This is a genomic window from uncultured Porticoccus sp. (genome assembly GCF_913061305.1).
In the GTDB taxonomy this organism is placed as follows: domain Bacteria; phylum Pseudomonadota; class Gammaproteobacteria; order Pseudomonadales; family Porticoccaceae; genus Porticoccus.
Map to the genome: position 1 here is coordinate 1 of NZ_CAJXST010000008.1, position 26,469 is coordinate 26,469.

The window sequence follows — 26,469 nt, forward strand, 5'->3', positions numbered from 1 at the left end:
GCCATTAGCTGCAGCAATCAACCCACCTGCAGCCAGCAAGGCAACTACTGGCCAAACCCACCCCGGAAGACCTTCAGGCTCTACTTCATTGATTTCTGCAAAGGCAAAATTTTCACCGGCTCCATTGTATTGGCCAAGCCACAACACCCCGTGTTTGTCTTCAAGGATAAGCTCACTTCTCTGATCAGCAGAGGAACCTTCGGCCTCCGATTCAGAGCCAAGGTTGAAGAAATTTTGGAGGGAGATTTTCTCCCCGGATTTAAGAGTAACCTCCAAATCAGCACCCAACTGCTGAAAGGATTTCACTTCCTCCGGGCCAAATGGCAACTTAACGACACTGGCCTCTGGCAAAGCCACAGAATTACTCCAGGCCAAGGTGCTAACCTCACCACTGGCTTTCTCTACCACTCCAATACTTCTGCCTGTCATGCTTCCTTACTCCAAAAACTTGTCATAGCAACGCATTCATCCAACTTGTGAGACAGCATCACCTCACCCCGCACAGCAACCATCATCACCGCAAGATGGCCACGAAATATATCGGCTCTATATGCCGAGCCAAACCTTCCAATCACACTGAAAAGTTAACGATACCCCTGGATCGTGATGTCCACCCGGCGATTTGGCTGCAGACAGTCCTTTAGGGTTTGATTGACACGACGTCCCTCACATTGCACCAAAGGCTGACTCGAACCCTGGCCATCAATCGTTATTAGCTCGACAGGAACACCCTGTGAAACCAGGTAACTGCGGACGGACTCAGCTCGACGCTTGGAGAGGGCAAGGTTATAGGCATCAGCGCCAAGATGATCGGTATGCCCGACAATAGACATTTTTGTCAGTTGCATTTCTTTGGTAACAACACTCGCAGCCATATCCAGCTCTTTCTTGCCAGCGGGCAACAGTTGAGCACTGTCAAACCCAAACAGAACATCGCTGGAAAGCGTAATATCCTGAACTTCAGGAGGCTTTGGACGGGTCAGAGCTTCGTAGTAATCCCGGCACTGGGGTCGACGCCAGGCAACTTCAGACACCTCAGATTGAGTATCAAATGCAATCCGGTATTGACAGACCAGATGATCACCTTCCTCCCCAAGGGGCAGGTTGATATTGTAAAACCACCACTCTTCGCCAGACCGTTCAACTGGCTCTCCGAGTATTTCCTGCACACGACTTCTCGATTCGCCTACTGCGACCCGGGACAACTTATCGGGTTCAACAAAAAAACCTCTTCGTATGAAATCACCACCCAGCTGTTCAAGCTGAACAGAAGCATCTTTAAAGTCATATGGGTATACAACTTCTTCCGGCTGTTTATCGAAAACACTACACCCAACCAGCAATCCACAACCTAAAATCGCAAGTCTATTAACTGCATACTTTCTCATCCGAGTTCCTTCATCCCATCAAATCCTGCCCTGAAAGAAAATTTTTAATTAACCACTTAACTCACGACCTACTCTGTTGACATAAACAGCAATGCGAACACCACTCCGCGAGCACGACTGAAAATTGAGTTATTTTTTATTGATTCCGACAAAAAACAACAAAAAAATCTGGCTAGAAAATACCATTTATCAACAGGTGAGTACCTAAATATATGGGCTTATCCTAGTCACCTTACAAACAAACAAAAATAGATAATTAGTATTAATGCCAAGGAAAAACCCCAGTCATTACACATAGACTGGGGAGCCTGGTTGTTTTTGTTATCAGGCTAGGCAACGGGGGGAATAAAAAAGGAATTTGTGAGCTGTGTCGCAATAATCAAGCAGACATTACCGGCAACTCAATGGTGAAGACTGCGCCCTGGTGATCACTCTGTACCATCAAGCGCCCTGACATCTGTTTAATGATAGAGTAACTAATGGACAGTCCTAATCCTGTTCCTTCTCCTGGAGGTTTTGTTGTAAAAAATGGATCAAAAATACGATCCATAATTTCGGGGGGAATTCCCTTACCGTTATCCCTTACTCTCAAGAACACCAGTCTTTGATCAGACTCTCCCTCGATCTTTATCAACGGGCGGCCACCAACATCTCTAGAGCGTTCCAATGCTGCCGAGCTGGCGTTCACGATTAAGTTGATCAGTACCTGCTCAAGGCGATCAGAGTGTCCGACTATATTAGGGAGGGATTGAATCTCGCGGATGACCTCTATTTCATCTTTTCGAAGCTTTATTTCCAGCAGGGTAAGTGCATTTTCAACAGCAATTTTTGGATTAAAAATCCGTCCCTTTATATCTGATTGGCGACCAAATATTCGCATGTGATCGATAATTTTTTCTGCTCTGGCAATCTGGCTAGCTATTCTGCCAAGCTTGACCACCAGATAGGTATCCGTGACTGACCCGGCATCCACCTTGGTCACCAGATTGGTAATGGCCATATGAATAACATTGAGGGGCTGTGATATTTCATGAGCCAACCCGGTTGCCATTTGCCCCAGTGTCGCCATTTTTGCACTATGCAACATGTGCTGCCTGGCTTCATGAAGCTCAGTATTGTCGCGGGCGACAGCCTGCACCTCAACCAATGAACCCTGTTCATCAAAGATTCCCCGCTCGTAGATCACCCACCATCTGAGATGACCATCGTGTCTTCTGACGGTGACTTCCGAGGTATAGCAGGCATCCTCCATATACATGTCGTCCACCCGTTTTCTCAGTTCCGGATAGTACTCTTTGACTACAAAGTCCTGCATATTAATTGAATCACAGTCGCGCGTATCGAGAGACAACGCCGAATAGAGCATGTTATTGGCAAAGGTAACTTCCAGGTCAGGGGTATACCGAAAGATGATCGCCGGTGAGTTCTCAACCAACGCTCTATAGCGCTCTTCACTGTGGTATATCCTCTCGGAATCCTCCTTGCTCTGTGTGATATCCAGGCACAAGCCAATGACTTCTACAGGCATCCCCTTATCATCCCTGATCAATCTGGCTTCATCCTGTACCCAGTGAAACTGACCATTGATATCCCGAATGCGATATTGAAAGCCGGAACTTCCTGAACTCAAGAGGTGCCGAACATGTGCGAAGTAATTCTCCCGGTCGTCTGGATGGATATAATAGGTATAGGAATTTTCTACAAAGTCCTCAAGAGACCAACCCAGCGTATTTTTCAGGCTTCCACTGTAAAACGACATAGTAAGCATGCCCTGGTCGTACAGCTGTATGTAAATAATGCCGGGCGCACTGTCTACCAACCCCTTCATTCTTGCCTGGTTTTTTTCGGCTTCCCATGCGACCGTTTGAATGTCATTCACGTCGAGGGCGATGCCAAGTATGCAGCGCTTATTCTCGTCCTGGGTATGGACACCCTCAACCTGATACCAGGAGTGTTTGTCATTGACCAGAAAACGAAAACAATGTTTTAAATGCCCCTCTGTATTTAATTTACAGCGCAGTTCATGACGATCTGCAGGGGCAATCATATCTAGCCAAACCCTGGCCGGCATTTCGACAAAGTCTTTCGACTCATCAACCCCAAGTGACTTCAGTAGGTTTCTTGAGAAGCACATAGTGTCGGTATCCGGGTAGTACTCCCACCAACCGCCCTTACTTAACAGCTCAAAGGATTGATAACGATCTAAAGTTTTAACCAATTGTCGTTCGCGCTGTTTTAAAAGTGCCGGCTCGACAACCAGAGCAAAGATTTTGCCCAGATCCTTAATATTCCACCATCTGTACAATAATGAATTATGGCTATGCCCGAGGCATAACCAGGACTGGCAACCATCGGCATCCATATAGGGCACACACCAGGTCAATTCACCCCAGAATCCGTTGGCACTGAATGACTGGTGATGAAGATTTAGTTCGAGTTGATTGTATAGCTCGCGTATGTTCGGTGGTTCGAGCGTCAGTTCAGGATTAAAATAATGTTGCAAACTGACCTGGCCATGTCTGTCATAAACCACCACCACCGCCCAGGTAACGTCCAGACGCAGTGACAGACTCTCCAGCCAATCCGAGAGAACTGCCCCCGCCTCGCCTCTGGCACTTTGAATACGAACAGAGTATTCAATCGCTTGATTCCACAGTGACAAACGATTTTCATATTGTTGCAAGCTCACCATCGACTGGTGGATATCGGCCAACAACAGCAACCAGTCGGCGCCTTCATTAACAACACAACAGGTGAAAGACAACGCCTGCTGTTGAGCATTTAAAATTTTTATAACAGGTAGCTCTTCCGGCCACTCAGCAGGTGAGAGGGCCACCCAGGAATGGTTTTGAACAAGAAGACTGTCAAAAGACACACCATCAATACAGGAAAGCAACGATAGGCGTTGTTTCAGCTTGTCACTGATTTCAATAATATTCTTGTCGTTATTGATGCGCAGATACAAGCCGCGTCCTGTCGCTTTCGATACAGGCGTGGGGGGAGTTTTGCGCTCGGCTGAAAGATGACGCAAAATTGACCATCGACGCCAACCGACTTTACCAATACTGGGATCATCACCCTTAAACTTCATACAATCTTTGACCTAAAAATGTGGAAGCAGTGTTTTGTCGTCATCCGTAATTATTTTTGTACTACTTCTCTGGGGCGCAGCATGTGCGATTCGGGATGCTCAAAATAAATGCATTGATAACTGGCTTACCTACCCACTGGCATTATTGGCATTGCTGCATCTCGCAATAACGGGATATACGCCATGTAATGCAAACGTTATTGAGGCCATCGCATCCGTATTACTGGTCTTGCTATTTACCTTGCCCGGATATTATCGAAGCATGATTGGCGCAGGGGATATCAAAATGTTGTTGGCGCTGGCATTGGCAACGGCCGTCACTCCAATATTGGTAACCTTTTCAGTCGCAGCTCTGGCGCTATTGTGCTGGCGTTACTGCAGACCTTTGGTATGGCCATACGTACCAGAAAAAATTAAGGGTGCTTTCTCTCTGCCAAATTACGAGCAGAAAACGATTGCCTATGCACCTTATCTCTTTACCGGGATGCTCATTGCCCTGACAACAATGTAACGGGCTCATTTCTCAAATTTCCCTCCCACCTCATCATCAAAGAACTCAGGAATTGGGTGACCATAGCTATTGAGTAAGCGTTGATTTGCCAACTCCCGTTCCTCCAGGGAGGATTGCTGCGGATGCGGCGTGATGTGCTGCCCGCTGGACTGGGCCCGCAGCCAGAGTTCTGTTTGACTAGGCTTGGTACCGGTATTGCCCTGCGTTTTCGCAGTGGAGCGAGACTCGGGCAGAGACATAGAAGCCTCCGTGGCTGCGTCAGCGAATACCGTACTATTTTGTAGGGCCATGGTTACCAAAAGCCACACCATGAATTGCTTTATCATTGATCTCTCCCCAAACCTCACACAATTACGCTGTATACAATTTCCAGTACTCACCGCCGATCCGCAGCAAGCATTTCACGAGCCCTTTGTTTTGCCAGGGACAATCTCTCGGGTGACATGTTTTGACTTTCCACCAAGCCTTTCGCCTCGCGTTGCATGTCCTGATACAGCAACAATGTCAATAAATTATCGACCGGTTGCGGATTAGCCTGGTTGAGCTCCAGCGCGGTCAATAATTCAAATCTTGCATCCTGCAACCGCCTCAGATGCATATAAACCAGCCCCATATCATTGCGAACCGCATCGTCGGCAGGTGCCAGCTCAGCTGCTTTGCGAAAATAATCCAGCGCACGATGATAATTCCCCTTTGCAAAATCCATCTGGCCGAGCCCGTGGAGGCCACGGGCCTCAAGGCAGGTGCCGAGCAGGCTCTGATACAAAGTAACCGCGCTTGCATCACCCAAGAGCCGCATAATTCGTGCTTTTCGCCAGCGAACCTCCGGGTTTTCGTCTGAAAGGCGCTGCAAATTGGCCAATGCCGCATGCGGCTTCCCTTCCTCCAGCATTTCCTGAGAGAAATTTACTATCAACTCCTGCTCCGATAATAAAGCTGGGCAGTTCATCGCCATAGGGTGACTTGGTGTCTCCGCTGTAACACCACACCCCCCGACAAGAATCGCCAACAACAGGATCACCAACCTCATCCGCCGATCTCCCCCAAGGCCTTGAAGATCGCGACAAACCCCGGCCCGGCAAGAACAATCAACAGTGCGGGGAACAAAAAGGCAACCATCACAGCAGACATCTTCGCGGATAACTTTGAGACCTTTTCCTGAAGGGATGTCATACGTCTATCATCGAGTAAAATTTTCAGTGACATCAGCGAAGCCATGGCCCCTCCACCCTGCCTGAGAAGCTGGTCAAGAATGGACACACAGTCAGTCAGGTCATCAACCTCGAGCAAAGCGGCCATCTCTCTTAGTTCGAGTGCCAACTCCAGGCCCGCATCAACGCGGCCGAAAACCCACCGCAACTCAAATGATAATTCCGGCAAAATGTGGCGCCCCTCGTTCATCAGGACGCGCAATGCCTGCTCTACAGTCATGCCCACACCTAACAACATTCTCAAAAGCGGTATCAGCGTCGACACCTCTTTGGACAATCGCTCCTTTCGACGATTAACCGCGGAGACTAACAGGCGTTTTGGTATCAGAAATCCAAGCCCGGCGATAAAAATCAATAACAAAGCTGTATCAGTAAGGTCGCCACCCAAAACCAGCAGAACACACAGGACACCCAAAGCCATGACGGGGACGCCTGCCTGAAAGACAAAAAACAAAGCCCGCCCACTGCCGCGTTGCCAACCTAGTTGATCAAGTAATTTGGGAATTTCTGCATCGATTTTACCAACCCACTGGCTCACTCTGTTTGCACTTTTAATGCTCTGAGCCACTGATGTATCGAGCCCTGTAGCGATGCGAACAGCGAGTGCACGGTGCGCAATAATATCCTTCACAACCGCCGCCAGTATTAAAAATGCGCCACCCGCCAGTAAACATGCACTTATTAAAAATGGGGACATATCAAATACTCTTCAGCATTCGCCACAGAAAAAAACAGCCAAGCACCTGTAACCCGAAAGCCATTGATAACAATCGCTGTCCCCCTGTTTCCTGCCATAACCCAAGCAGAAATTCCGGGTTTGAAACAAAAATAAAAGCCGCCAAAGCAAGTGGCAACACAGCAAGCACGAATGCACTGATACGGGTTTCGCCAGTGAGCGCACGAAGTTGTCGCCTGGCTTTTTCACTGTCCCGGATCATGGCAATAAGATTTTCCAGCAACTCACTGGCGTTCCCGCCATGACGCTGGTTCACACGCATTCCCATAGCGAGAATATGGAATTCCTGCCGGTTGTATACCTCAGCAAACTCCTCGACTGCCTCACCAAGAGGAACACCCAACTCAATACTGCGGCGTGTCTCTGCCAGCGTATTCTTCAAAGGTGGTTGGCTTCGATCAATAGCCAAAAACATGGCATCACCCAATGTGCGGCCAGATTTGAGACTTCTAACCATGTGATCCAGCAGAGATGGCATTTGATAAACCATTTTTTCCACCAACCACTGGTGTCGCCAGTTGAGTAGCAGATATCCCGCTATAGCCAGACCGATCAGGGTTGCTAGTACGGCCCATCCTCCCCAGAGTATGTAGGCCAGTATCAGCGGCATCGCGACCAGAGAGGATGAAACGATGCCCGACCAAAGTGACAGTTCAACATTGGCACGCTTCAGCACACGCTGGAAGGAGCGAATACTTTTTTTCGATGTGGTTTTTTTCACCTGCCCCATTAACAAACGTTCGGCCACACGCTCGGAAGCCGCGCGGCTAAAACTTTTGCGAACAAAAGCAAATGCCAGAATCAATAATGCTGTACTCAGTAACGCCAACACCAAAATAATGCTCATAGTATTCAACTTCGCCCTATCGATGGGATCGAATCACAGGGCATTGCTCAATTTCGAACTGTTAGGATTGACCGCTACCCGCTCGAACCGATTCATCTTTCGATCAAAACGAAACAGGGCATTAGTCACATACTCGCCGTCTCGCAGACCAATAATTTCTGTCACTTCGACAACGCAACGGCGGCCATCGGGAAGTCTCGCCAATTGAATGACAACATCAATTGCCGAACAAAGCGTTTGCCTAAGGGTTACCCCGGTGACCTGCACACCGCTCAGGCCAACCAGTGTTTCAAGCCGCAGCATCGCATCGGCTGCGTTATTGGCGTGAACTGTGCTCATGGAGCCATCGTGACCCGTATTCATGGCGGTCAACATATCAAGTACCTCGCCACCACGCACTTCGCCGAGAATGATCCGATCAGGGCGCATACGCAGGGCATTGCGCATCAGGCTGCTTGCCGGCACTTCGCCATGACCATCGGCATTGAGTGGACGCGTTTCCAACCTAACGACATGATCATGGTGCAATTGCAATTCGGCAGTATCTTCAATAGTGACCAGTCGCTCGCGACGGTCAATCAGTTGGCTCAGCAAGTTAAGCATGGTCGTCTTACCGGTACCGGTACCACCACTGATCATGATATTGCAGCGGCTCTCTACGGCGACACGGAGAAACTCCATAACCGATAAATCAAGCGATCTAGAGGCCAGCAAATCAGCACTTTTAAGTAAATCCTTGCGAAATTTTCGAATGGATAGGCAGGGGCCGTCGAGAGCAACTGGCGGGATTACTGCATTAATTCGGCTACCATCGGGCATACGCGCATCTACCATCGGCGAAGCTTCATCAAGCCTCCGTCCGAGCGGTGCCAGGATGCGCTGTATCACTCTCAAAAGATGTTGCTCATCGATAAAGCGCAAATCTGTTTTGTGCAAAATACCGTCCCGTTCAACGAAGATGTTGCGCGGCCCATTAACCAGAATTTCTGTCACCTGTGAATTCTGTAAAAGCAACTCCAATGGGCCATAACCAACCAGCTCATCGACCAGCTCTTCAGCCAAACGATCGATTTCGTAACGCGACACGGCCAGCTGGCGGCGCCGCACATAATCCTGAGTGCGATCATGTACAAAGCGAGCCAGTAGATTCCGGCTCCCCTCCAGAATATTGTCGTTTTCCTGCTCAAGCTCATCAATAATATAGCGATGCAGCACCCCTTTTAAGTTATGGGAGCCCTGATCCCGCAAAGAGGCCGCCTCTAACGAAGACATCACCGAACACCTATGAGTCGTCGCAATAGCCCTTTTTTCCCCTTGCCATTACTCCCTAGGTGTAACGAGAGTTTTAACAAAGATCTGGAAAGACTATCCTTGGGAGACAGATCCAGGGTGGTTCGACCCTGATTGCGACTGCGCAATCGCAAATGCGCATTTAATGGGAAAAAACCCTTAACGGGCAGATCAAACATCCTTGCCAACGTTGATACGTCCGGGGCTGCCTGGCTGATATAGCGATCTACAATAAGTGCAGCGTGATCCAGCTTGGCTCCTTCGACACGCCATTGGTGCAAAAGCGACAAGTTGCGCTGACTACAGGAAACACTCTGGTCGACGTACCAGTAAAGCCGCTGTGAACTGCCAGCCAGTGAACGGAGAAGCTCGCTGTCGCGGATACCACAGGCATTAATAACCATGTGGGTAAAGTGCTGCCTGAGACACCCGAACAGCAAGAAAAGCTCCGCAGAATTACAGGACTCCAAACTGAAGCTCCCCTCACAGAGAGGTAGGATCGTCAAACCACTGTCATGGACTGAAAAAGCACTGTCGATCACAGTGGCGTCCATGCGTCGCAAGTTGCGCAGCGCGTCCTCAAAACCAAATGTACATTCCACGCCCAAGATCGCCTTGCTTTCTCCCGTTGGCACACCAATATCCACAAGCAAGGTATTACAACCGCCTTCAGCAAGGGCGACAGCAAGGTGTGTGGCAACAAAGGAGGCGTCCGGATCCGGCTGTGCACCGTAAAGAAACGTCACATCTGCCTGATCAGGCCGTGATGGCAGCTGCGGTAATCTTGCCATCACGCGCCTGACAATGCCCATCACTTCACTGCCACGCAAGCCATAGGTAATAAAATCCCGGGCTCCCGCTCGCATGGCGGCAATGGTTAACTCACTGTCATAGCCATCACCTATTGCCACCACAGCAACCATCGGTCGGCTTTCCAGTAGACTTTCTATCAACACACATTGGGATACCTGGTGGTGGCGGCTCACCGTCATAAACACCAGGGAGGCACTCATCAGATCGACTAATCGAAATAGCTCTTCGAGATTTTCCGATGCCTGTACGACCTTGCCATACCCTATCAGGGACGACTGTAACCAGCTGACTTCCGAATCATCTTGAGTGCATACCAAAAATGTATTATCCATATTTCACGACACGCTCAACGGGAGAGACCGGCAGGCTGTAAAAAGTCACCCTTTTCGTAGAAAAGCAACTCAAACAGAGAAGGATCGTAATTCTTCAATTCCTCACCCGGCAGTTCCGGCAACTCAGCCCCTGCTGCCATCGGTTGAACCAGATACGGTGTCACAATCATCAATAACTCCCGCTCCTCCCTCTCAATTCTCGAAGATCGGAAAAATGCCCCGAGCACAGGCAGATCCCCCAAACCGGGCAACTTACTGACGCTCGACATGTTGGTCATACTGATCAAGCCACTGATAACAAAACTCTCACCACTGGCGAGCGATATGCTGGTATCAGTGCGACGCACTGAAAGTGCCGGCACAGTGGTGCCCTCGATAGTGATGCCATTCGTAAAATCCAGCTCACTCACCTCCGGCGCAACTTTAAGAGTAATGCGATTGGGACCAACCACAGTGGGCGTCAGGCCCAGACGCACCCCGAATTCCTTATACTCGATAGAAACGGAATCGCTGGCACTGTTGGGCACAGGCACTGGAAATTCACCACCCGCCAAAAAACTGGCGCTCTGACCACTCAGTGCCACCAAACTGGGACGCGCCAGGGTATAGGCAAAACCGCTGTTTTCCAGTGCGTTCAGCGCACCCAGTACCTTCCGGCTACCCCCTCCCCAGACAATGTTAAATCCCGTATCCGACAGAGGAACATTACCCACCACACCGCTGACGTTGCCAGGGGAAACCGACCCGGGCGAGGCTCCCGGTGAACCAAACAAAAAATTATTCGACGTGGTACCAAACAACGAAATCCCCACTTCCTTCATCTTGGTGCGGTTAACTTCGACAAAACGAATATCCGTCTGCACCTGACTAGGCAAAACCGGAGTATTGCTCCGACGCTGGGCCACTGGATCCTGCAGAGCAGCCGAGGCCTGACCAACCACATATAAAAGCGCCTGCAGCGGCTCGATTTGGCAACCCGTCCAGACACTGACATTACTCACCCCGCTTTGCTTTGAGGTAATCAAAAATGCCTGCTTCGACGTCAATTGCACGTCTGCCAGATTAGGATCAGCAATCGCAAGACGTTGGATCGGTTGCCCAATATCGACCTCACGCTGTGCTCCCGGGAGCATTTCAAGAACGGACGGAAACATCACTGCATCACTACAGGATGCTTCAACATGTGAAGACCCTAGCAACCAGACGGCGATAACCGCAAAAAAAAATGTTCGGTGACTATCCAGAGCTATAGGCATATCGACAACTTCCTGGTTCAGGGAATGACTCTCGAAACAACAGAGCCTTTGAACACTTCAACACCTTTAGGTCGGCCTGGAATCAAACCCGCCTGGGGTCTCTTCGCTTGCCCCAACACAAATTTTTCAAACTGATAGAGCTGCTGGTTAACAGGCTCAGCAATATCCACTGACCTGTCTGCGTAAAAATCGGTCAAATGTGGCTCATCCGCACTGCGCACCGCCAATCGCAGCGAACCAACCTGCGCCGCCAGAGCAAACCGAGTCAACAGAACTTGTGGCACAGCAAGCACAACTGTACGCGCAGCTGCACTGCGTCTATTAACCGACTGCTGCTCTTCTTCGATCGCCGGAAATACTGGCTCACCGGATACCGTCAGCCCCAGTCGATCACCAACACTCAATACTCGAAGCGCCGGCACCACTACCTGCATGGTACGATCAGCATTCCTGTCACCCTCTTTCAGAAATAACAAAACGTCGACGTAGTCTCCCGGTGACAGATGCCCACCACTGGTAATCACCTCATCCGCCTGAATCGCCAATGCCCGTTCAGAGTCTCTGATCATTCTCGCCAAAGGACCCCCGATACTGAAACTGTCTTCATTCAACACTGTCCCGGCGGGCAAGTCGCGGAACAGCCGCTTACCAATCAGGGGATCGAGCTCGGAATAACTACCGGGAGGTGCGATGCGCATGATTTCTACAGCCAGATCATCCGCAGTAATCAATCTGTCTTTTGAAACGGACTGCGCCAGCACGATCACATTGACCCCCGGCCGGCTAACCTCCTGAACAGCTTGTTTGAGTGGCGCTTCATCAATGGCGATCGATTCCTGTGCGACAGGCGCCTCTATACGGGCAACATTTTCCTGCCCCTCACTTATCAGAACACCCCAATATGCCGTGACTCCCGCAGCGCCAAGTAAAAGTACTGCAACCCCCAGCATCACCTTACTATTCACACTAAACTCTCCAATATCGCTGCGCTTTTTGTCGGCTAAAAAACTTTATACGTAATAAATAATTAGCGGTGACAATAGTTATTTTTATCAACGTATCACTGACAAACAAATACCAGACGACCATCTCATTTGCAGCGGGCGATAACCTACCAGCGACATAAGCCATCTGTAAGTAGTACTTTATTACTATTTATTTAAAATATGTTTAAAGCAATACTCACACTGAATTAGCACTAATTTAATTCTCGAAAGGTCTTCGAATATGCCTGATTCAGTTCCAGCACTTTCTACCCGCAAAAAAATCCGCCGTTTTTTTAAAGAGGAAGACGGCGCTTCTGCTATTGAATACGCCATCATTGCGGGGCTAATCGCCGTAACCATGATTGGTACTGCCAAACTGGTGGGTGTAGAAATCACCAACGTTTTCACCACCATTCAAACGGCTCTGCAGGAAGTTAACAGCAGTAGTTCTGATACCGGCAGTACCGATTGAACCAACGTTCGGTGCAACCGCCTGACATAAGCTGTCAAGAATATCCCCAGGTAGCCGTCTGTTGAACCGGGCAGCGGGCAAGCGTCTCTGTAGCGAATAATTTGTCATGGCGACCAAAACGATTTCAGCGCGACGCAGAAAAAATCGGGGTAGTGCCACCATTGAGTTCATCCTGGTATTTATCATAATTTTTCTGCTTTTCTACGGTATGGTGGGCTATACCCTGCCTATACTGCTCTCCGCCACTTACCAGGAGATCGCATCTGAAGGTCTGCGGGAAGCCGTTGATCTGCATTTTGTTGCTGAACATGATAGTGAAATTGATATACCAGGTTATGTGCGGCAACTGGTCGAACACTCCTGGATTCCAAGCAACTGGGTGGAAACATGCTCGGGCTTCAATGAAAGTTTTTTAAATCGACAGGAGGGCATATGGCGGGTTTGCCTGCGCCACAGCAACCCCGAATCCATCATCCCTCCGCTCAGATTTTTTGACTGGCAAATTCCCACGTTGCCCAATGAAATAAGGGGCGAGGCCGTGATTCGTATTCACTAGTTTAGACACGACTAAGATGAACGTTTACTCATGCGCAAAAACCTTTTGAAGATTTCACACCAACGAGGCGCGTTTAGTTTACTGGCTGCAGCCACTCTGCTGGTTCTGCTGATGTTTCTCGGTGTGGCGCTGGATACCGGAAGACTCTATCTGGAACAACGTCGTCTACAGAAAATTGCCGATATGGCAGCTATTGAATCCTTGCTGAGACTGCCAAACAGCGACTGTTCTACCAGCCCGGGTGATGCACAGCTGTTTGCAATAGACAGCGCACAGCGAAACAACTTTCTCAATAGTCCCCATCAAAACCTAAACACGGAGTGCGTGGCCGTCAGCACTGTTTCAGGGCTAAGGGAAACCACGGCATCCGCATCGGGAGATGCCGTCCAGACAATCACATCCAGTCAAGTAAAAAGCAGCATCGTGTTACAGGCCGCATCGTGGATGGCTGAAGGTGTCGATAATCACATTACCCTAACCGCCGTGGCTGCAGCCCAAAGACCGCCCGCTGTTGCCGCTTTCACAGTTGGCTCCCAACTGCTGCGCCTCCACAACAATAAACTCCTGGGCCAACTGTTGCAGACTATCGGGCTGGATGTGGACTACCTCACACTGCTGGATAGCCATGGCCTGGCGAATACCAGTGTTTCAGCCTCTGGTCTGCTGGAAGCACTGGGTGTGAACCTCAGTGTCAATGAGCTCAAAGCGCTCTCCCCTGCAGGTCTGGTAGAACTTGTTAATACACAAGTCGGGCTGCTGGGTGTTCGCGACATTGTCGATCTATCGACAGATCTGGTTGGCGATAGTGTATTACAGGGAAGTCTTTCGGTATTGGGCAACGCCATCCTCAGTGATCCACTACTCGATAATGCAAATTTGCAGCTTTTTGGCAGTGGCAGTGAAGCAGCTCTGATCCGACTTAACGCCAGCGGCGATTATCCGCCGGAGGCTGTGATGGACACCCAGATTAACCTCGGAGACCTCATCGCCACGAGTCTACTGGCAGGCTATGCAGGCCGCTCCCTGATCATTCCCGACCTCAATTTGTTGGGGTTATTGGATGTTGAACTGGGTATCATCGAACCGCCGTCCATCGGGATAGGTCCGATAGGCACGAAGGCCTACAATGCACAAATACGCCTTTACCTGAACGTCAACAGCAACCACCTGATCGGCGGACTCCTTTCATGGCTGACCAATACAGTTCTGGGAACGCAGATTCACCTGCCCATTTGGATTGACCTGGCTACTTCACAGGGCACACTTACCGACATTGACTGTAGCGTGAACCCCGTGGAAGTCGATATTCTGGTGGATTCATCACTGCTCAACGTCTGCATTGGCGAAGTACCAGATGATCTGAAATGGTCAACCGCAAACAGTTGCCTCACAGCCTCATCCGACAAGGAACTCATCCGTTTACTCGGCATCCCTCTACTGACAGGCAAAGCCGAAATCGCACCACTTTATGCCCAGGAACAACTCACGGGTATCCAATTGCACGAAACTCAATCCACTGAGGTCAACCCGCTGTCGTTGGGCAGCGCCGTTGATAACATCGTTGGCGAGCTGCTTGATCTGTTAAGCGGGCTGTTCCGCCGACCTGCTTCCCTCGATAACAACCTGACTTACTCGGAAGCTGGGCAGCCCCTGTTGCTTAAAAACCTGGCCGCCCAATACCTGCAAGCTTCGACAAACAATGGTTTTTACAACGTTGACGCAGTAACAGCTCTGATTTTGAATGGCAGCAATGAATATGACAGTGCTGGCAATCAGGTATTGCCACCACTGATAGATGAGGACTGGATGCTGGTCAACAGTATTCCAACCAGTTGTCTACTCACCACCTGTCCGGTAAGTTATTGGAATAACGGGACATTCTCACAGGCTTTTAACGCCTACACCAAACCCGGAGGACTGTTGGATCTGCTTGGCATTTCAACGTTGAGTAATGGCTACAGATCCTGCGGTGGACTGCTCAATGTGCTGCTGACATGGAATAACTGTATCGAATACAACCTTGTGAAATTTTTGACAGAAAAACCGGGTGGCATTGACCTGAGCCAAAACCAGGACGGCAACAGTATTGCCGATTCCAGTACTCAGACAGTGAACTGCTCTGGCACCCTGTGTCTTTTACTGGAACCCGTTCTCGAACTGCTCAAGCCTGTACTCAGCCATATTGGCGACCTGTTGACGGGCACTATCACTGACGTCCTGGGACTAAAAATAGGCCAAACGGACGTCTCTGTGGAATCGGCCACCTGTGGTGCTCCATCGCTCATACACTAAGAAACTCAAGGTCATGAAAAAAAGGGCACGTTATTTTCCGTCATACAAAAAACGTCAGGAAAAAGGCGCTATCGCCATTGAGTTCGCAGCCCTTTTCCTACTTTTTTTCACGGTTCTCTATGCCATCATTTCTTTTACTCTACCAATGCTACTGACTTTCACATTCAAACACCTAAGTGCTGAGGGAGCACGCGCTGCGCTGAGGGTTGACCCAAGCCTTAACGAACAGGCCTATATCGAGCTCGTCAGCCAGCAAGTCACCCAAACTATTACATCCAGCTGGTTGCCGGATAAGTGGTATGACGGAAATTGCCAAAACTTAAACCATACAGACCTGCCATGGCAGCAACTCCCCGCTCAAAATGGCTACCCCAGCTTCGGCTATCTGGCGAAAGAAGTGATCACAAGCAATCACTCACGCTATTTGTTACTTGTTTGTATACAGCGAAAATACAATCGCACAGGGAAGAAGGGAGAGAGGGCCATAATTCCTATCATTCAAATTGGCGAACACAGCGTGTCCCCATTCTCTGGAGGTGACGGGAATCGAATCCTGAAAGGACACGCCCTCATCCAGCTGTAGCGAGGGGAAAATGAGAACCTAAACGGGCTGCAGACTGCGACCGCTATCAAGCACCAGAGCAAGCTGAGTCCGGTTGCTCAGTTTGAAGATGCGCAAAATCTGGGAGACATATATTTTAACTGTATTTTCGGAAATGCCTAGCTCACAGGCAATGCTGTAATTCGTCAAACCCCGCGCAAGCAATTTCGCTACATCACGCTGTCTGGGGGACAGCTTTGCTGATGGATCTTTATCATCAGACTGACTCTCGCTTTTGCCGTCTGTCCCGCATGCGTTCCGGGTATCGGTGTCGACAGGGGCGATGCCATTGCATATGTCACTCAATGAACTTGAAAGCATTCGGAGGTTCTGACTTAAGGTTTTTATTTTTGACTCCGCCCCACGTTTTTCGATACGGGCAATGACACGGGAAAGACCGAGCAATAACTGCTTTAAATCCAATGGTTTTTGATAGTAATCTGCCACATCGGCCCTCAAGGCAGCAATCACATCATCTGTTTCAGCGTTACCGGTAAATATTATTGCCTCGAAAACTCGCCCTGGATTAGCCTCGAGACGGAGCTGTTCTACCAGCTGCACGCCATTGATGTGAGGCATGCGAAAATCACTGAGCACGATATCGATTTCCGGGTTCTCCATGAAACAGGCCAATGCCTCCTGTGGGCTGGTACAGCCCAAGCACGAGAACCCCTGATTATGAAGAAACTCGACCAGCTCCTCGACCACAAAGGCCTCGTTATCTACAACCATAATCTTGTGTTGAATTGAAGCTTGCTGCATGTGGTTCCCTATCCTCTCGATTTCCGTACCATCTTAGATTTTGTCGAAAATGATGGGTCGTTTTAATTATAAAACCTTAATAAATATAGGGTTATTACCCTTTTCATTAAAACCAAATGGCAACCAAAATAACAAACTTCTTTAAAATGTCCATACTTTTATGTCAATAATGAGAACGCCATAACCCCATCGAATATAATCAGTTGTGAGTTAGGACAGGCACCAACCTTTCACTTGGTATGGGCATATACACAGGAGGCTTCTCCAGCAATGCGTAGAACCAGTAGGGAACCAGCGTAGGCATTGCAATCGAAATGGTAGCCTAAAGCGATGATTAAACGGGGCATACCATAACAGACCCGGTGATATGAAATTGGCCAATACCCAACTTGATAACCGAGGGGGGGCGTCCCTTAGGAAACACGTTTTTTAAGAATCACAGCCGTTCGGATAGGGTTTCGGCCAAACCGGGACATTTTCAGGAAATCTTCGTGGGCGATGGGCAAGTGTTGACTGTCAAGACCGCTGGCACTCTGTTCATCGGGATCCGGGTCGGAATCGTGCACATATAAACAATCCTCATCATACCCACTCATGGTCACCCAATGAGGGGCTTTTCTACCGTCGAGGCGATAGGTACTGATCAGAATAATCGGTATGTTACCTTTCTTGAACTCGCTGATCAGATGAGAGTGATGAAAGTCTCTATACCGAACTTTTATTTTTTCTTTTTTTGCCTGCAGGACAAAATCCTGATGGACGAGCTCCAAAACACGTTTTTTATTTTCTCCTCTCACCCCATCAATAAACAGGGTGGTTTCCTTATTAATCCAGACCTCCACGGGATAATTTCGGTGAGTGGCGGCCAAAGCCAGGCCGATGGGATGACAACCGCCGTGGCCAGATGTCATGAAAATCGTGGTGGCTTCGCGCCAGATTTGCAGTTCTTCATGCTGGGTCGGTTGATAATTTTTTGACAGTCCTCGCATGGCCATCATCAATGCGGCCGGCCCACAGGTAAAAGTCGTTGTTTGCTGTATCCAGGGAATAGCCCGATTTTCGGCAACCGGGGGCACTGTGCGAATACATTTCTGCATACGCAGCGCATCATTGCTGTTTTCGTAGTAATGACGATAGATACCAAAGGGTTGGTATCCCATGGACTCATAGAGGGCGATTCCAGCCGTATTATCCACACTCACTTCCAGACGCAGGAACACTCTCCCGGAATCCTTACTGATCTGTTCACCGGCCTCCATCAATGCCCTGGCAATACCTTTCCCGCGATATTCAGGATCAGTAGCAATTGAATAGAGCCGTGCCAGCGTTGTACCTCTGAAGAAAATAATCAGGCTGTAACCGACAATAACGTCACCGTATTCAGCAACGATAAATGCACAGTTTTCTGCCTGTATCCAGTGCCGGAAACTGCGGCGGCTGAGCTGGTCAGTAGTGAAGCATTTATTTTCCAGCCGCAGCAAGGCACTGAGATCCTCCTGTGAAACAGGGCGTATTGATAGTGGTAGCTGATTCATGAAACCCCCACAAACGCTTGATGAAGTACTTGCCTCGCCCGAAATATCACGGCCTCACGCCAGTGGTCGTCCAAAGGGTAGAAATGCGCTTTCATCTGCTCAGCCACCACTGCCTTTGAGTGGCGGGAGGCACATTCAGAATTGGACCAGACACTGGCTTCGTCAAGGAGCGTATCAAAAAGTGCCGCAGTGCCCATTGTGCCGAACTCCAGCGTCACAAAGCAGCTCTTCGGCCCCATAACCTGATGCCATGCGTAATCGAGCAGACCCAGTTTTGGCACGGAACTGGACGTGCCTGTCGAGGGCAAACCGCAACCGGGACCAAACCATTCAATGGCTGTCATTAAGCCATCCGTGCCCAGCGGGTGGTCACAGATAACCTCTCCGTAACCGTAGGGACCCAAACCGGTATGCAGATCGACAACGGCGAGACGTCGTTTGGCCAGGGAGTAATGCTCTATCAGCGATTCTATAACCTGCCGACTGAAACCGGGACTTTGCCCACCGTAGAACGGTCCGGCAGGGTCATTAAACTGGCCACCACTGAACGCAATTTCGTAGGGCCGCTGGCCCACTCGCAGACAATAGCCATCCATGGCTTTAGCTCTGGCGTCTCTATCACGGATACCAAGCAGAGGCTGCAGCTCCTCATACCCAGGATTTATCGGGAGCGGCTGACTGAAATCGATAAAATTCCGATTCACATCAATGCCCTGATCGTCACAACGACGATTATTGGCATACCCCCACGGGTTAAGCGCATTAATCATCAACATCGCCGTATGATCCGGAAGCGCTATGAGGCCATTGGCAACCATTTGCATCCAGTCAACCTGTACTCCAGTCCCGGTAAAACCTTCGATACCGTGGGTACCGCCAATTACCACCAGCACAGCTTCGGCGTCCAGATTACCGATCCACCCGGTTTGACACAGCAGATTAATCTGTGAGGACTGAGGGAAATCAAGCCGTGTGAGCGGCAGCTGCTGGGACATAAGCGCCCTCTCCCAAAGCTCACAGCCCTGATAGTAATGGTCGGGGAAACTTTGCAGGGAAAAGCATTGGAGGGTCGATTGAAACGGCATAGTAGTACCTGGAATAGATCTCGATCATAGCCTCAATCAATATTATGGGTAAGTCACCCGGCCCCGATTAACTAAAATAAACATCGGCCAGTTTCTTCTGAACCCTGACTACCCTCACGGGTCAAAGCAGCTTAGCCAAATAGATCAACGGGCAAATCGCATGATAAAAAAACTCATTTTTCTGGTTTTATTGGCTGGATTTCTCCCCGCAACCTACGCCGACACGGAAAAGGCCCTCTTTGCCGGTGGCTGCTTCTGGTGCATGGAGCCACCCTTCGACAAACTGGATGGGGTAATCAGCACCATCTCGGGTTATACCGGTGGGAAAAGCGAGAACCCCACCTACAAAGAGGTCACCAGAGGAAAAACCGGTCATTTCGAGGTCGTCGAAGTCACCTACGACCCGAAAAAGGTCAGCTATGAGAGATTGCTGAAAACCTTTTGGACAAATATTGACCCGGAAAATGGTAAAGGCCAGTTTTGCGACCGGGGAAGCCAGTATCTCAGTGCTATTTTCCCCCTGAATGACGAACAAAGAACCGCCGCCCGGAAGAGTAAAACTGCATTAATCGACAGCCATATCCTGAACAAGCCGATAGCCACCCGAATTCTGCCAGCCAGTAAATTTTATCCCGCTGAGGAGTATCACCAGGATTACTACCTGAAAAATCCTACTCGTTATCGTTATTACCGAAATGGTTGTGGTCGCGACACGCGACTGAAGCATCTCTGGAATAACGTGAAGCTTCCCTTCTGACAGCATTGCGCCCGACAACCCCGTGGCACTTGATGAGACAGCAACGGTCGTAAACCGGACCTGACATCATGCCTTTCTTCCAACCATTTAATGACGGGGATCAATCGTTCTAACGTCAGAAATTTGACCCATATCATGTGGATCTTTGGCGATACCCCTTAACCTCAGTAACCAATCCTATTGTCATCTGTGAGTCAGTCGGCAAATGCACGTTGCGACGGTACCCAACAACCTGTTCTGTCCTCACTCTGATATTGAGGCAGAGTTTTTCAAATCGCTGGTCAGTTGTCCCAAGGAACAACTGAAGAAGCGACGCACGTCAATCTCACCGGTTGCGCTGAACATTTATATACCGGGTAATGCCAACAGCACTTACCCAGAACTGGTCAGCAGAGAGATCGAGCTGATTCAGCCTGTCTTCAGGTACCAACCTTTGGTGAAATTCTGGCTTAGAGACAGGCCATTACAAGGCATGAACAGGGGCGAACTCACCGAACTGGTCTTTTTGTCCAACAGTTATTTTAATCTCCGAAACAAGAAAGCCTGCGAATACGGCTTTGAATGCACGCTCACAGATATAACCGCCGAAAAACTGGCCTTAATGAAGGGACTTCATTTTGATTGCTTTCGGCTCACCATTAATGGCGCAGTACCGCCTCACAAGCAGCAATTTACATCGATCCTGACAACAGCCAGCGAATTTCACTTCGGAGAATGGTACTGCTGTCTGCAGGTCAATCAGGCCGACCCGGATACTTTGGACCACTGGCTTACTGAGTTAATTCGCTATCAACCGGCAGTAATTGAGCTGCAGGGGCTGCAGTCAATGGAGGGGGCCGCGACCCTCAGTCAACTCTCACGGAGAATGAGCAGTCAACACTATCAACTTCTGGCGGATCGTTTTTTTATCATTCAAGGGCACAAACTTCTGCAGTTTCGCCTAAACAGAACTCTCCAGTACACACCCTGGGGAATGGCCAAGGACAACCTGATCGACTGGATTGGGATTGGCCTGGGCGCATTGGGTAAATTTGGTGAAGGCTACTATCAGAATACTGACTCAATTCACGATTACCGGCAGGCGCTTGATGAAAAGCACCTCCCTGTGCACTGCACCGGGCTCTTTCCAGATCATCAACCGCAAAATCTGCCACCCTGGCAACTGGTCAATCAGTTGCTCTGTTTTCATCGGGTGCATCTGAGCAGTTGTGATCTAACCATCAAGTTATGCCCGGAACTCACCAAACTTTTCCAGAATGCTCTGTCTATGGGCTGGCTCACCAGAGAATGTGATTATCTGCTGCTATCTAGTCAGGGTCTCGACCATCTCCGATATTTCTGCGATAGTCTCCAGGCGTGTCGATGTAACGGTCATTAATGACCGACATCATGATCGTCGCTATAATGAGACATAATAGGCTCAGAGAGATGTCGATGGATTCGGTCTGCCCCCACAATAATACATTCCACTGCGGTGACTGCCGTATGAATGCACTCTGTCTCCCGCTTGCACTGCAAACCAAGGAGGTGGAACGCCTGGATGAGATCATCCAGCGAGGCAAACCTCTTCAAAAGGACCACCATATCTACCATGCTGGAGAAGAGTTCAACTCTGTCTTTGCGGTTCGCAGTGGCTCAATTAAAAGCTATACGATTAGCAATAACGGCCAGGAACAGGTGACTGGATTTCACCTCCCGGGGGAGATATTCGGTATGGATGGTATAGGCCAGAACCGATACACCAATTCTGCCGTCGCGATGGAAACCTCTGCCGTCTGCGAAATCCCCTTCAACCGTCTCCAGGACCTGAGCATTGCAATCCCCACGCTGCAACGCCACTTTTTCCAATTGATGAGCCTGGAGATTACCGGTGACCAACAACTCCTTAGCCTGCTCAGCAAAAATACGGCCGAAGAGCGGGTGGCAACACTGTTGATGAGTATTTCAAACCGCAATCTTCGACGCAAGCTTTCCGCAACAAGGTTCAGGTTACCGATGTCACGTGCAGACATTGGCAACTACCTGGGACTGACTGTAGAGACAGTCAGTCGGGTTTTCAGCCGCTTTCAAAAACAGACATTGCTGAAGGTCGACAAAAAAGAAGTAGAACTACTCAATCTGGACAAACTACGCGAGTTGGCCAACTAGGATTTTTCAATTAATCCCTTGTTCTGGTTTTTGATGGATACACGCACAAAAAAGCCGGTTTCATAAACCGGCTTTTGTGCAACTAGCTAACCAAGTTCTTAGTTAAAACTTGTAGCCTATACCCACCATATAGACCAGTGGATCAATATCCACCTTGGTCTTCACCTCGGCACCCGGGAAATTGAATTTCGCATCGGTATCGATATCGATATACCACACTGCGGCATTAACTACCCAGCGGTCAGTCAATGCGTAATCCATGCCCAGTTCAAACGCCACACCCCAAGAATCATCAAGTTTCAACTTCCCCTTGCCAAGAACGCCCTCGAGCTCACTGCCCACATCTTCCTCAAAGAATTTCGTATAGTTGACACCAACACCCGCGTAGGGCTGAAACTTAGACTCTGAATGCATAGGGAAGTATTGTAGCGTCAGGGTAGGAGGCAAGTGCTTGGTAGAACCCGCATTAAGTCTATCAGCGTTGCCAGCCAACTTGGCCTTAATATCGTGTTTAAAGGGCGTCGCTGCCAAAAGCCCTAAACCCAGGTGATCTGTCAACATATAGGTAAAAGTCAAACCCAACTGCGTATCGGAGTCCACATAGGCCTTGCTGCCAGGCAAGGCGGTTCCATTGACCTTTAACCTGCTACTGTCATCATTTGGATCAACTGTTGCCGCACCTGCACGGACAATAAAATCCCCCGTTTCATAGGCCATAGCACCAGAAGTCCCGACCAAAAGACTCCCGACGAGGGTCGCATGAATCGCCAGCGATAATGCTTTTTGCTTGAACATTTACTTTCTCCAGAAAGGTAGCACTAAAAGACAAGGCCATTAAACCAAGAGCTTCACTACCACCATTTGATCTGGATTAAGTAAACAGAATCATCGACTTGCGCTAGATCAATACACCTTAATGATTATTGGCTCAGAAAGTACTGGAGGCTTGTGCGGGACATGGGAATGGTCTCCGAGTAATAATTGTAGTCTATGCTCTCCCGGGGGCAGCTCAATACTCACTTCAGTCTGGCCACCACCAAAATGACGGTGTTGATCGTCAGCCGGGATTGGCTTATCCATATCGGGCAACTGTTGGACGTTGACCAATAGATGATGGTGCCCTGTATGCTCCCGTTGGACACCCGCAGGAGCAACACCGATACCACGCAGGCCGAATCGTACCGTTACCGGACTGCTCACAGTTTCTCCGTCTTTGGGCGAAATAATGTAGGCCTTCATACCACCGGAGTCTGTCGCTCCACCCGCATGGATTGTCGGTGACAGAATCACCAGTGCCGCAATCAAAATACCTGTTATTTTTTTCATCTTATACCTCGTTATCGTCATCCACGAATCGTTGTTAGCTATACAGCATTGCAAATGAGAGGGATGAATAGAAATGCGATCTCCGCAATCAACCATTTTTTCCCATACAGGCCGGTGACGAAGGTGCACTCTCCTGCTCTCGCCATTCGTCAGGTGTGAAGATATGCAGTGCCAGAGCATGGACGCCACCAGCCAGCTCAGCAGATAGCAGCTGGTACACCCGCTGATGGCGCTGTACGGCCCGCATCCCCTCAAATAAATCAGAGACGATGACCAGTTTAAAGTGCGTTTCTGAATCTGCGGGGACCGCATGCATGTCACTCTCGTTGAGCACTTGCAGGAAATCCGGTGTAAACGCCGCTGTCAGTTTGTTTTCGATGGTCTGTTGAACTTGCAAGGTCACCTCGGATGAATATGAATTGTTTAACGCGGAACAGCATAAATGCGACGACTATTCGAGCAGGGTTATGGTCGGGGAATTGGCGTCAACTCACACCTCGATCAGGAGAAAGCCAAGCAACACCGGATTTCTGTCAGGTATACCCATGCTCTTCGACTATACTGGCAGGCCCTGTATCCATCAACAGCAACCACTGGCTTTTTGGATACGGGGGGCTACAATCCCGTTTTCATTTAACAAGACACACCCTGCCATATGAGTATTAAAACCCTGATTGAACAACGCGTAAGGGCTGCCATGTCGGCATCGGGCATTCCTGATGATTGCCCAACCAATATCACACTCAGTACCAGACCCGAGTTTGGTGACTTTCAGGCCAATGGCGCCATGGCGGCGGCCAAGCGGCAAAAAAGCAACCCGCGGGACTTGGCAGCCAGGATTGTCAAGCATCTCAACCTGAATGATATTGCCGATCATGTGGATATTGCCGGCCCCGGATTTATTAATATTCACTTGTCAAACCGCTTCATTGCCGACCAACTACAAACACTGAGCGAAGATGAAAAGCTCGGCGTACAGGTGTCGAATCAACAAAAAATTGTCGTTGACTATTCCGGGCCCAACCTGGCCAAGGAAATGCACGTGGGCCATCTGCGCAGCACGATTATCGGCGATGCTGTGGTTCGCACCCTCGAGTTCCTGGGCCACGACGTAGTTCGCCAAAATCACATGGGGGATTGGGGCACCCAATTTGGCATGCTGATCGCCGAGCTTGAGGAACATTTGGGTGAAGGGGAGCGGCCTGAACTGGCTCTGGGAGATCTGGAGGTTTTTTATCAACAGGCCAAACAGCATTTTGACAAAGATGAACAATTTGCGCAGAAGGCCCGTCAATACGTGGTCAAACTGCAATCGGGTGACCACCACTGTCGCCAGCTTTGGCAGCGTTTTATCGACATTTCAATCACACACAGTGAGGCCGTCTACCTGAATCTTAATGTCACGCTGAAACACAGTGATATCAAGGCAGAAAGCGCCTATAACGATGACCTGGCTGGAATTATTGAATCTCTACAGCAACAGCATCTTCTGGTAGAAGACCAGGGAGCAAAGGTCGTCTTTCTGGAAGAGCTGGCAGACAGGACGGGCAAACCCAGCCCCGTTATTGTGCAGAAATCTGACGGAGGATTTCTCTACGCAACAACCGACCTTGCTGCACTGCGTCACCGTAGCGCGGCATTACATGCGAATCGTATTCTGTACTTTATCGATGCCAGGCAATCACTGCACATGAAACAAGTATTTACACTGGCCAAAAAAGCCGGGTTTGTAAATGCAGAGATAGCATTGGAGCACCTCCCCTTCGGCACGATGATGGGGAAGGATGGCAAACCGTTCAAAACGCGCACTGGCGGCACCGTCAAGCTGACAGAACTGCTTCAGGAAGGCGTTGAACGTGCCTGCACATTAGTCAGGGAGAAAAATCCCGATCTCGGTATCGATGAGGTTGCTGCAATTGGGCGAAAAGTGGGCATTGGTGCCATCAAGTACGCAGACTTGAGTAAAACACGTACCAATGACTACATTTTTGACTGGGACAGCATGCTCAGTTTTGAAGGCAATACCGCACCCTATCTGCAATATGCCTATACCCGGATCCGCAGTATTTTTCGCCGGGCTGACATCGACTTCGATTGTTCAACAGGAAACATCGTTGTTACCACACAACAGGAAAAAGATCTGGCCCTGAAGCTATTGCAGTTCAGTACCGTACTAGAACAGCTGGCTTTAGAGGGCTACCCTCACCTTCTCTGCAGTTACCTCTATGACCTGGCCAGCAGTTTCATGACGTTTTATGAGCACTGCCCGATCCTTAGGCAAGATGTAGCAGAGGACACTCGAGCAAGCCGTCTTGGCATTGCCCAGCTCACCGCCAGAGTAATGGCCAAAGGTCTGGACCTGCTCGGTATTGAGGTGATGGAGCAAATGTAAGGCTTTTCAAAAGTCATTGACCGGATATGGCTTTTGGTTCTCCAAACTGTTTTTGACTTTGCCCAAGATCGGACTAACCTTT

At 49.5% G+C, this 26,469-nt stretch carries 27 protein-coding genes; 10 read left to right on the top strand and 17 right to left on the bottom strand.

Annotated features, from left to right (window positions below; genetic code table 11):
• The 3 genes from QZ516_RS10485 to QZ516_RS10495 form a co-directional block, all read right to left on the bottom strand.
• Positions 1–429: BapA prefix-like domain-containing protein (locus tag QZ516_RS10485; RefSeq protein WP_297189325.1), on the bottom strand; the 429-nt coding region annotated here is incomplete at its 3' end.
• A gap of 155 nt (positions 430–584) precedes the next feature.
• Entirely contained in the window at positions 585–1,388 is an 804-nt protein-coding gene (locus QZ516_RS10490) for an OmpA family protein (protein ID WP_297189328.1), read from the bottom strand.
• 379 nt (positions 1,389–1,767) lie between these two features.
• Positions 1,768–4,479, bottom strand: a complete 2,712-nt coding sequence (locus tag QZ516_RS10495; RefSeq protein WP_297189331.1) for a PAS domain-containing protein — start codon at positions 4,477–4,479, stop codon at positions 1,768–1,770.
• A gap of 34 nt (positions 4,480–4,513) precedes the next feature.
• Between QZ516_RS10495 and QZ516_RS10500 the strand changes: the two genes are divergently transcribed.
• Positions 4,514–4,990 carry a prepilin peptidase gene (locus QZ516_RS10500; RefSeq protein ID WP_297189334.1) on the top strand — a complete coding sequence of 159 codons (477 nt, stop codon included), beginning with the start codon at positions 4,514–4,516 and terminating at the stop codon, positions 4,988–4,990.
• 5 nt (positions 4,991–4,995) lie between these two features.
• Here the strand turns inward: QZ516_RS10500 and QZ516_RS10505 are convergent, their stop codons facing one another.
• Genes QZ516_RS10505 through cpaB form a run of 8 tightly spaced genes read right to left on the bottom strand, consistent with a single transcriptional unit; the run spans position 4,996 to position 12,440 of the window.
• The gene (locus QZ516_RS10505; protein WP_297189337.1) at positions 4,996–5,316 is read right to left on the bottom strand and encodes a DUF3613 domain-containing protein; all 321 of its coding nucleotides are present in this window, start codon (positions 5,314–5,316) and stop codon (positions 4,996–4,998) included.
• A gap of 50 nt (positions 5,317–5,366) precedes the next feature.
• Positions 5,367–6,020, bottom strand: a complete 654-nt coding sequence (locus QZ516_RS10510) for a tetratricopeptide repeat protein (RefSeq protein ID WP_297189340.1) — start codon at positions 6,018–6,020, stop codon at positions 5,367–5,369.
• Positions 6,017–6,898 (bottom strand): type II secretion system F family protein, encoded by an 882-nt coding sequence (locus tag QZ516_RS10515; RefSeq protein ID WP_297189343.1) that lies wholly within the window; start codon positions 6,896–6,898, stop codon positions 6,017–6,019. Before QZ516_RS10515 ends, QZ516_RS10510 begins: the two co-directional genes overlap by 4 nt.
• A 1-nt stretch (position 6,899) precedes the next feature.
• The gene (locus QZ516_RS10520; protein WP_297189346.1) at positions 6,900–7,784 is read right to left on the bottom strand and encodes a type II secretion system F family protein; all 885 of its coding nucleotides are present in this window, start codon (positions 7,782–7,784) and stop codon (positions 6,900–6,902) included.
• Positions 7,785–7,817: 33 nt separating this feature from the next.
• On the bottom strand, positions 7,818–9,056 hold the full coding sequence (locus tag QZ516_RS10525) for a CpaF family protein (protein ID WP_297189349.1): 1,239 nt from the start codon (positions 9,054–9,056) through the stop codon (positions 7,818–7,820).
• A complete protein-coding gene (locus QZ516_RS10530; RefSeq protein WP_297189352.1) occupies positions 9,056–10,219 on the bottom strand; it encodes a pilus assembly protein in 1,164 nt (387 codons plus the stop codon). The genes QZ516_RS10525 and QZ516_RS10530 overlap by 1 nt, the downstream gene beginning before the upstream one ends.
• A gap of 14 nt (positions 10,220–10,233) precedes the next feature.
• Positions 10,234–11,475 carry a type II and III secretion system protein family protein gene (locus QZ516_RS10535; RefSeq protein WP_297189355.1) on the bottom strand — a complete coding sequence of 414 codons (1,242 nt, stop codon included), beginning with the start codon at positions 11,473–11,475 and terminating at the stop codon, positions 10,234–10,236.
• Between the two features lie 17 nt (positions 11,476–11,492).
• Entirely contained in the window at positions 11,493–12,440 is a 948-nt protein-coding gene (cpaB, locus tag QZ516_RS10540) for a Flp pilus assembly protein CpaB (protein ID WP_297189358.1), read from the bottom strand.
• Between the two features lie 262 nt (positions 12,441–12,702).
• On the opposite strand from cpaB, the gene QZ516_RS10545 reads away from it, so the two are divergent.
• The 4 genes from QZ516_RS10545 (at position 12,703) to QZ516_RS10560 (ending at position 16,364) form a co-directional block, all read left to right on the top strand.
• Positions 12,703–12,933: a Flp family type IVb pilin gene (locus tag QZ516_RS10545; RefSeq protein ID WP_297189361.1), complete on the top strand. Its 231-nt coding sequence runs from the start codon at positions 12,703–12,705 to the stop codon at positions 12,931–12,933.
• 106 nt (positions 12,934–13,039) lie between these two features.
• Positions 13,040–13,489 (top strand): TadE family protein, encoded by a 450-nt coding sequence (locus QZ516_RS10550; RefSeq protein ID WP_297189364.1) that lies wholly within the window; start codon positions 13,040–13,042, stop codon positions 13,487–13,489.
• Positions 13,490–13,519: 30 nt separating this feature from the next.
• Positions 13,520–15,781, top strand: coding sequence for a pilus assembly protein TadG-related protein (locus QZ516_RS10555; protein ID WP_297189366.1), 2,262 nt, complete (start codon positions 13,520–13,522; stop codon positions 15,779–15,781).
• A gap of 13 nt (positions 15,782–15,794) precedes the next feature.
• The gene (locus QZ516_RS10560) at positions 15,795–16,364 is read left to right on the top strand and encodes a TadE/TadG family type IV pilus assembly protein (protein ID WP_297189368.1); all 570 of its coding nucleotides are present in this window, start codon (positions 15,795–15,797) and stop codon (positions 16,362–16,364) included.
• An 18-nt stretch (positions 16,365–16,382) separates the two neighbouring features.
• Here the strand turns inward: QZ516_RS10560 and QZ516_RS10565 are convergent, their stop codons facing one another.
• The 3 genes from QZ516_RS10565 to QZ516_RS10575 form a co-directional block, all read right to left on the bottom strand.
• A complete protein-coding gene (locus tag QZ516_RS10565) occupies positions 16,383–17,144 on the bottom strand; it encodes a response regulator transcription factor (protein WP_365333579.1) in 762 nt (253 codons plus the stop codon).
• Positions 17,145–17,557: 413 nt separating this feature from the next.
• A complete protein-coding gene (locus QZ516_RS10570; RefSeq protein WP_297189371.1) occupies positions 17,558–18,679 on the bottom strand; it encodes a peptidase C39 family protein in 1,122 nt (373 codons plus the stop codon).
• A complete protein-coding gene (locus QZ516_RS10575) occupies positions 18,676–19,764 on the bottom strand; it encodes a DUF2817 domain-containing protein (protein WP_297189373.1) in 1,089 nt (362 codons plus the stop codon). Before QZ516_RS10575 ends, QZ516_RS10570 begins: the two co-directional genes overlap by 4 nt.
• A 160-nt stretch (positions 19,765–19,924) precedes the next feature.
• Between QZ516_RS10575 and msrA the strand changes: the two genes are divergently transcribed.
• From msrA to fnr, 3 genes are all read left to right on the top strand, one after another.
• Entirely contained in the window at positions 19,925–20,521 is a 597-nt protein-coding gene (gene msrA, locus QZ516_RS10580; protein WP_297189376.1) for a peptide-methionine (S)-S-oxide reductase MsrA, read from the top strand.
• A 205-nt stretch (positions 20,522–20,726) separates the two neighbouring features.
• A complete protein-coding gene (locus QZ516_RS10585) occupies positions 20,727–21,899 on the top strand; it encodes a hypothetical protein (protein ID WP_297189379.1) in 1,173 nt (390 codons plus the stop codon).
• 50 nt (positions 21,900–21,949) lie between these two features.
• The gene (gene fnr, locus QZ516_RS10590; protein WP_297189381.1) at positions 21,950–22,669 is read left to right on the top strand and encodes a fumarate/nitrate reduction transcriptional regulator Fnr; all 720 of its coding nucleotides are present in this window, start codon (positions 21,950–21,952) and stop codon (positions 22,667–22,669) included.
• Positions 22,670–22,771: 102 nt separating this feature from the next.
• Here the strand turns inward: fnr and QZ516_RS10595 are convergent, their stop codons facing one another.
• The 3 genes from QZ516_RS10595 to QZ516_RS10605 all read right to left on the bottom strand — a co-directional run bounded on the left by QZ516_RS10595 (position 22,772) and on the right by QZ516_RS10605 (position 24,392).
• On the bottom strand, positions 22,772–23,464 hold the full coding sequence (locus QZ516_RS10595) for an OmpW family outer membrane protein (protein WP_297189384.1): 693 nt from the start codon (positions 23,462–23,464) through the stop codon (positions 22,772–22,774).
• 108 nt (positions 23,465–23,572) lie between these two features.
• Positions 23,573–23,995: a DUF4399 domain-containing protein gene (locus tag QZ516_RS10600; RefSeq protein WP_297189387.1), complete on the bottom strand. Its 423-nt coding sequence runs from the start codon at positions 23,993–23,995 to the stop codon at positions 23,573–23,575.
• Positions 23,996–24,083: 88 nt separating this feature from the next.
• Entirely contained in the window at positions 24,084–24,392 is a 309-nt protein-coding gene (locus QZ516_RS10605; protein WP_297189390.1) for a BolA/IbaG family iron-sulfur metabolism protein, read from the bottom strand.
• 45 nt (positions 24,393–24,437) lie between these two features.
• Here QZ516_RS10605 and QZ516_RS10610 point away from each other — a divergent pair, with 45 nt between their 5' ends.
• On the top strand, positions 24,438–24,632 hold the full coding sequence (locus QZ516_RS10610) for a hypothetical protein (RefSeq protein WP_297189392.1): 195 nt from the start codon (positions 24,438–24,440) through the stop codon (positions 24,630–24,632).
• A gap of 18 nt (positions 24,633–24,650) precedes the next feature.
• Complete coding sequence (argS, locus tag QZ516_RS10615) at positions 24,651–26,387, top strand: arginine--tRNA ligase (protein WP_297189395.1); 1,737 nt, start codon at positions 24,651–24,653, stop codon at positions 26,385–26,387.
• Positions 26,388–26,469 lie beyond the last annotated feature (82 nt).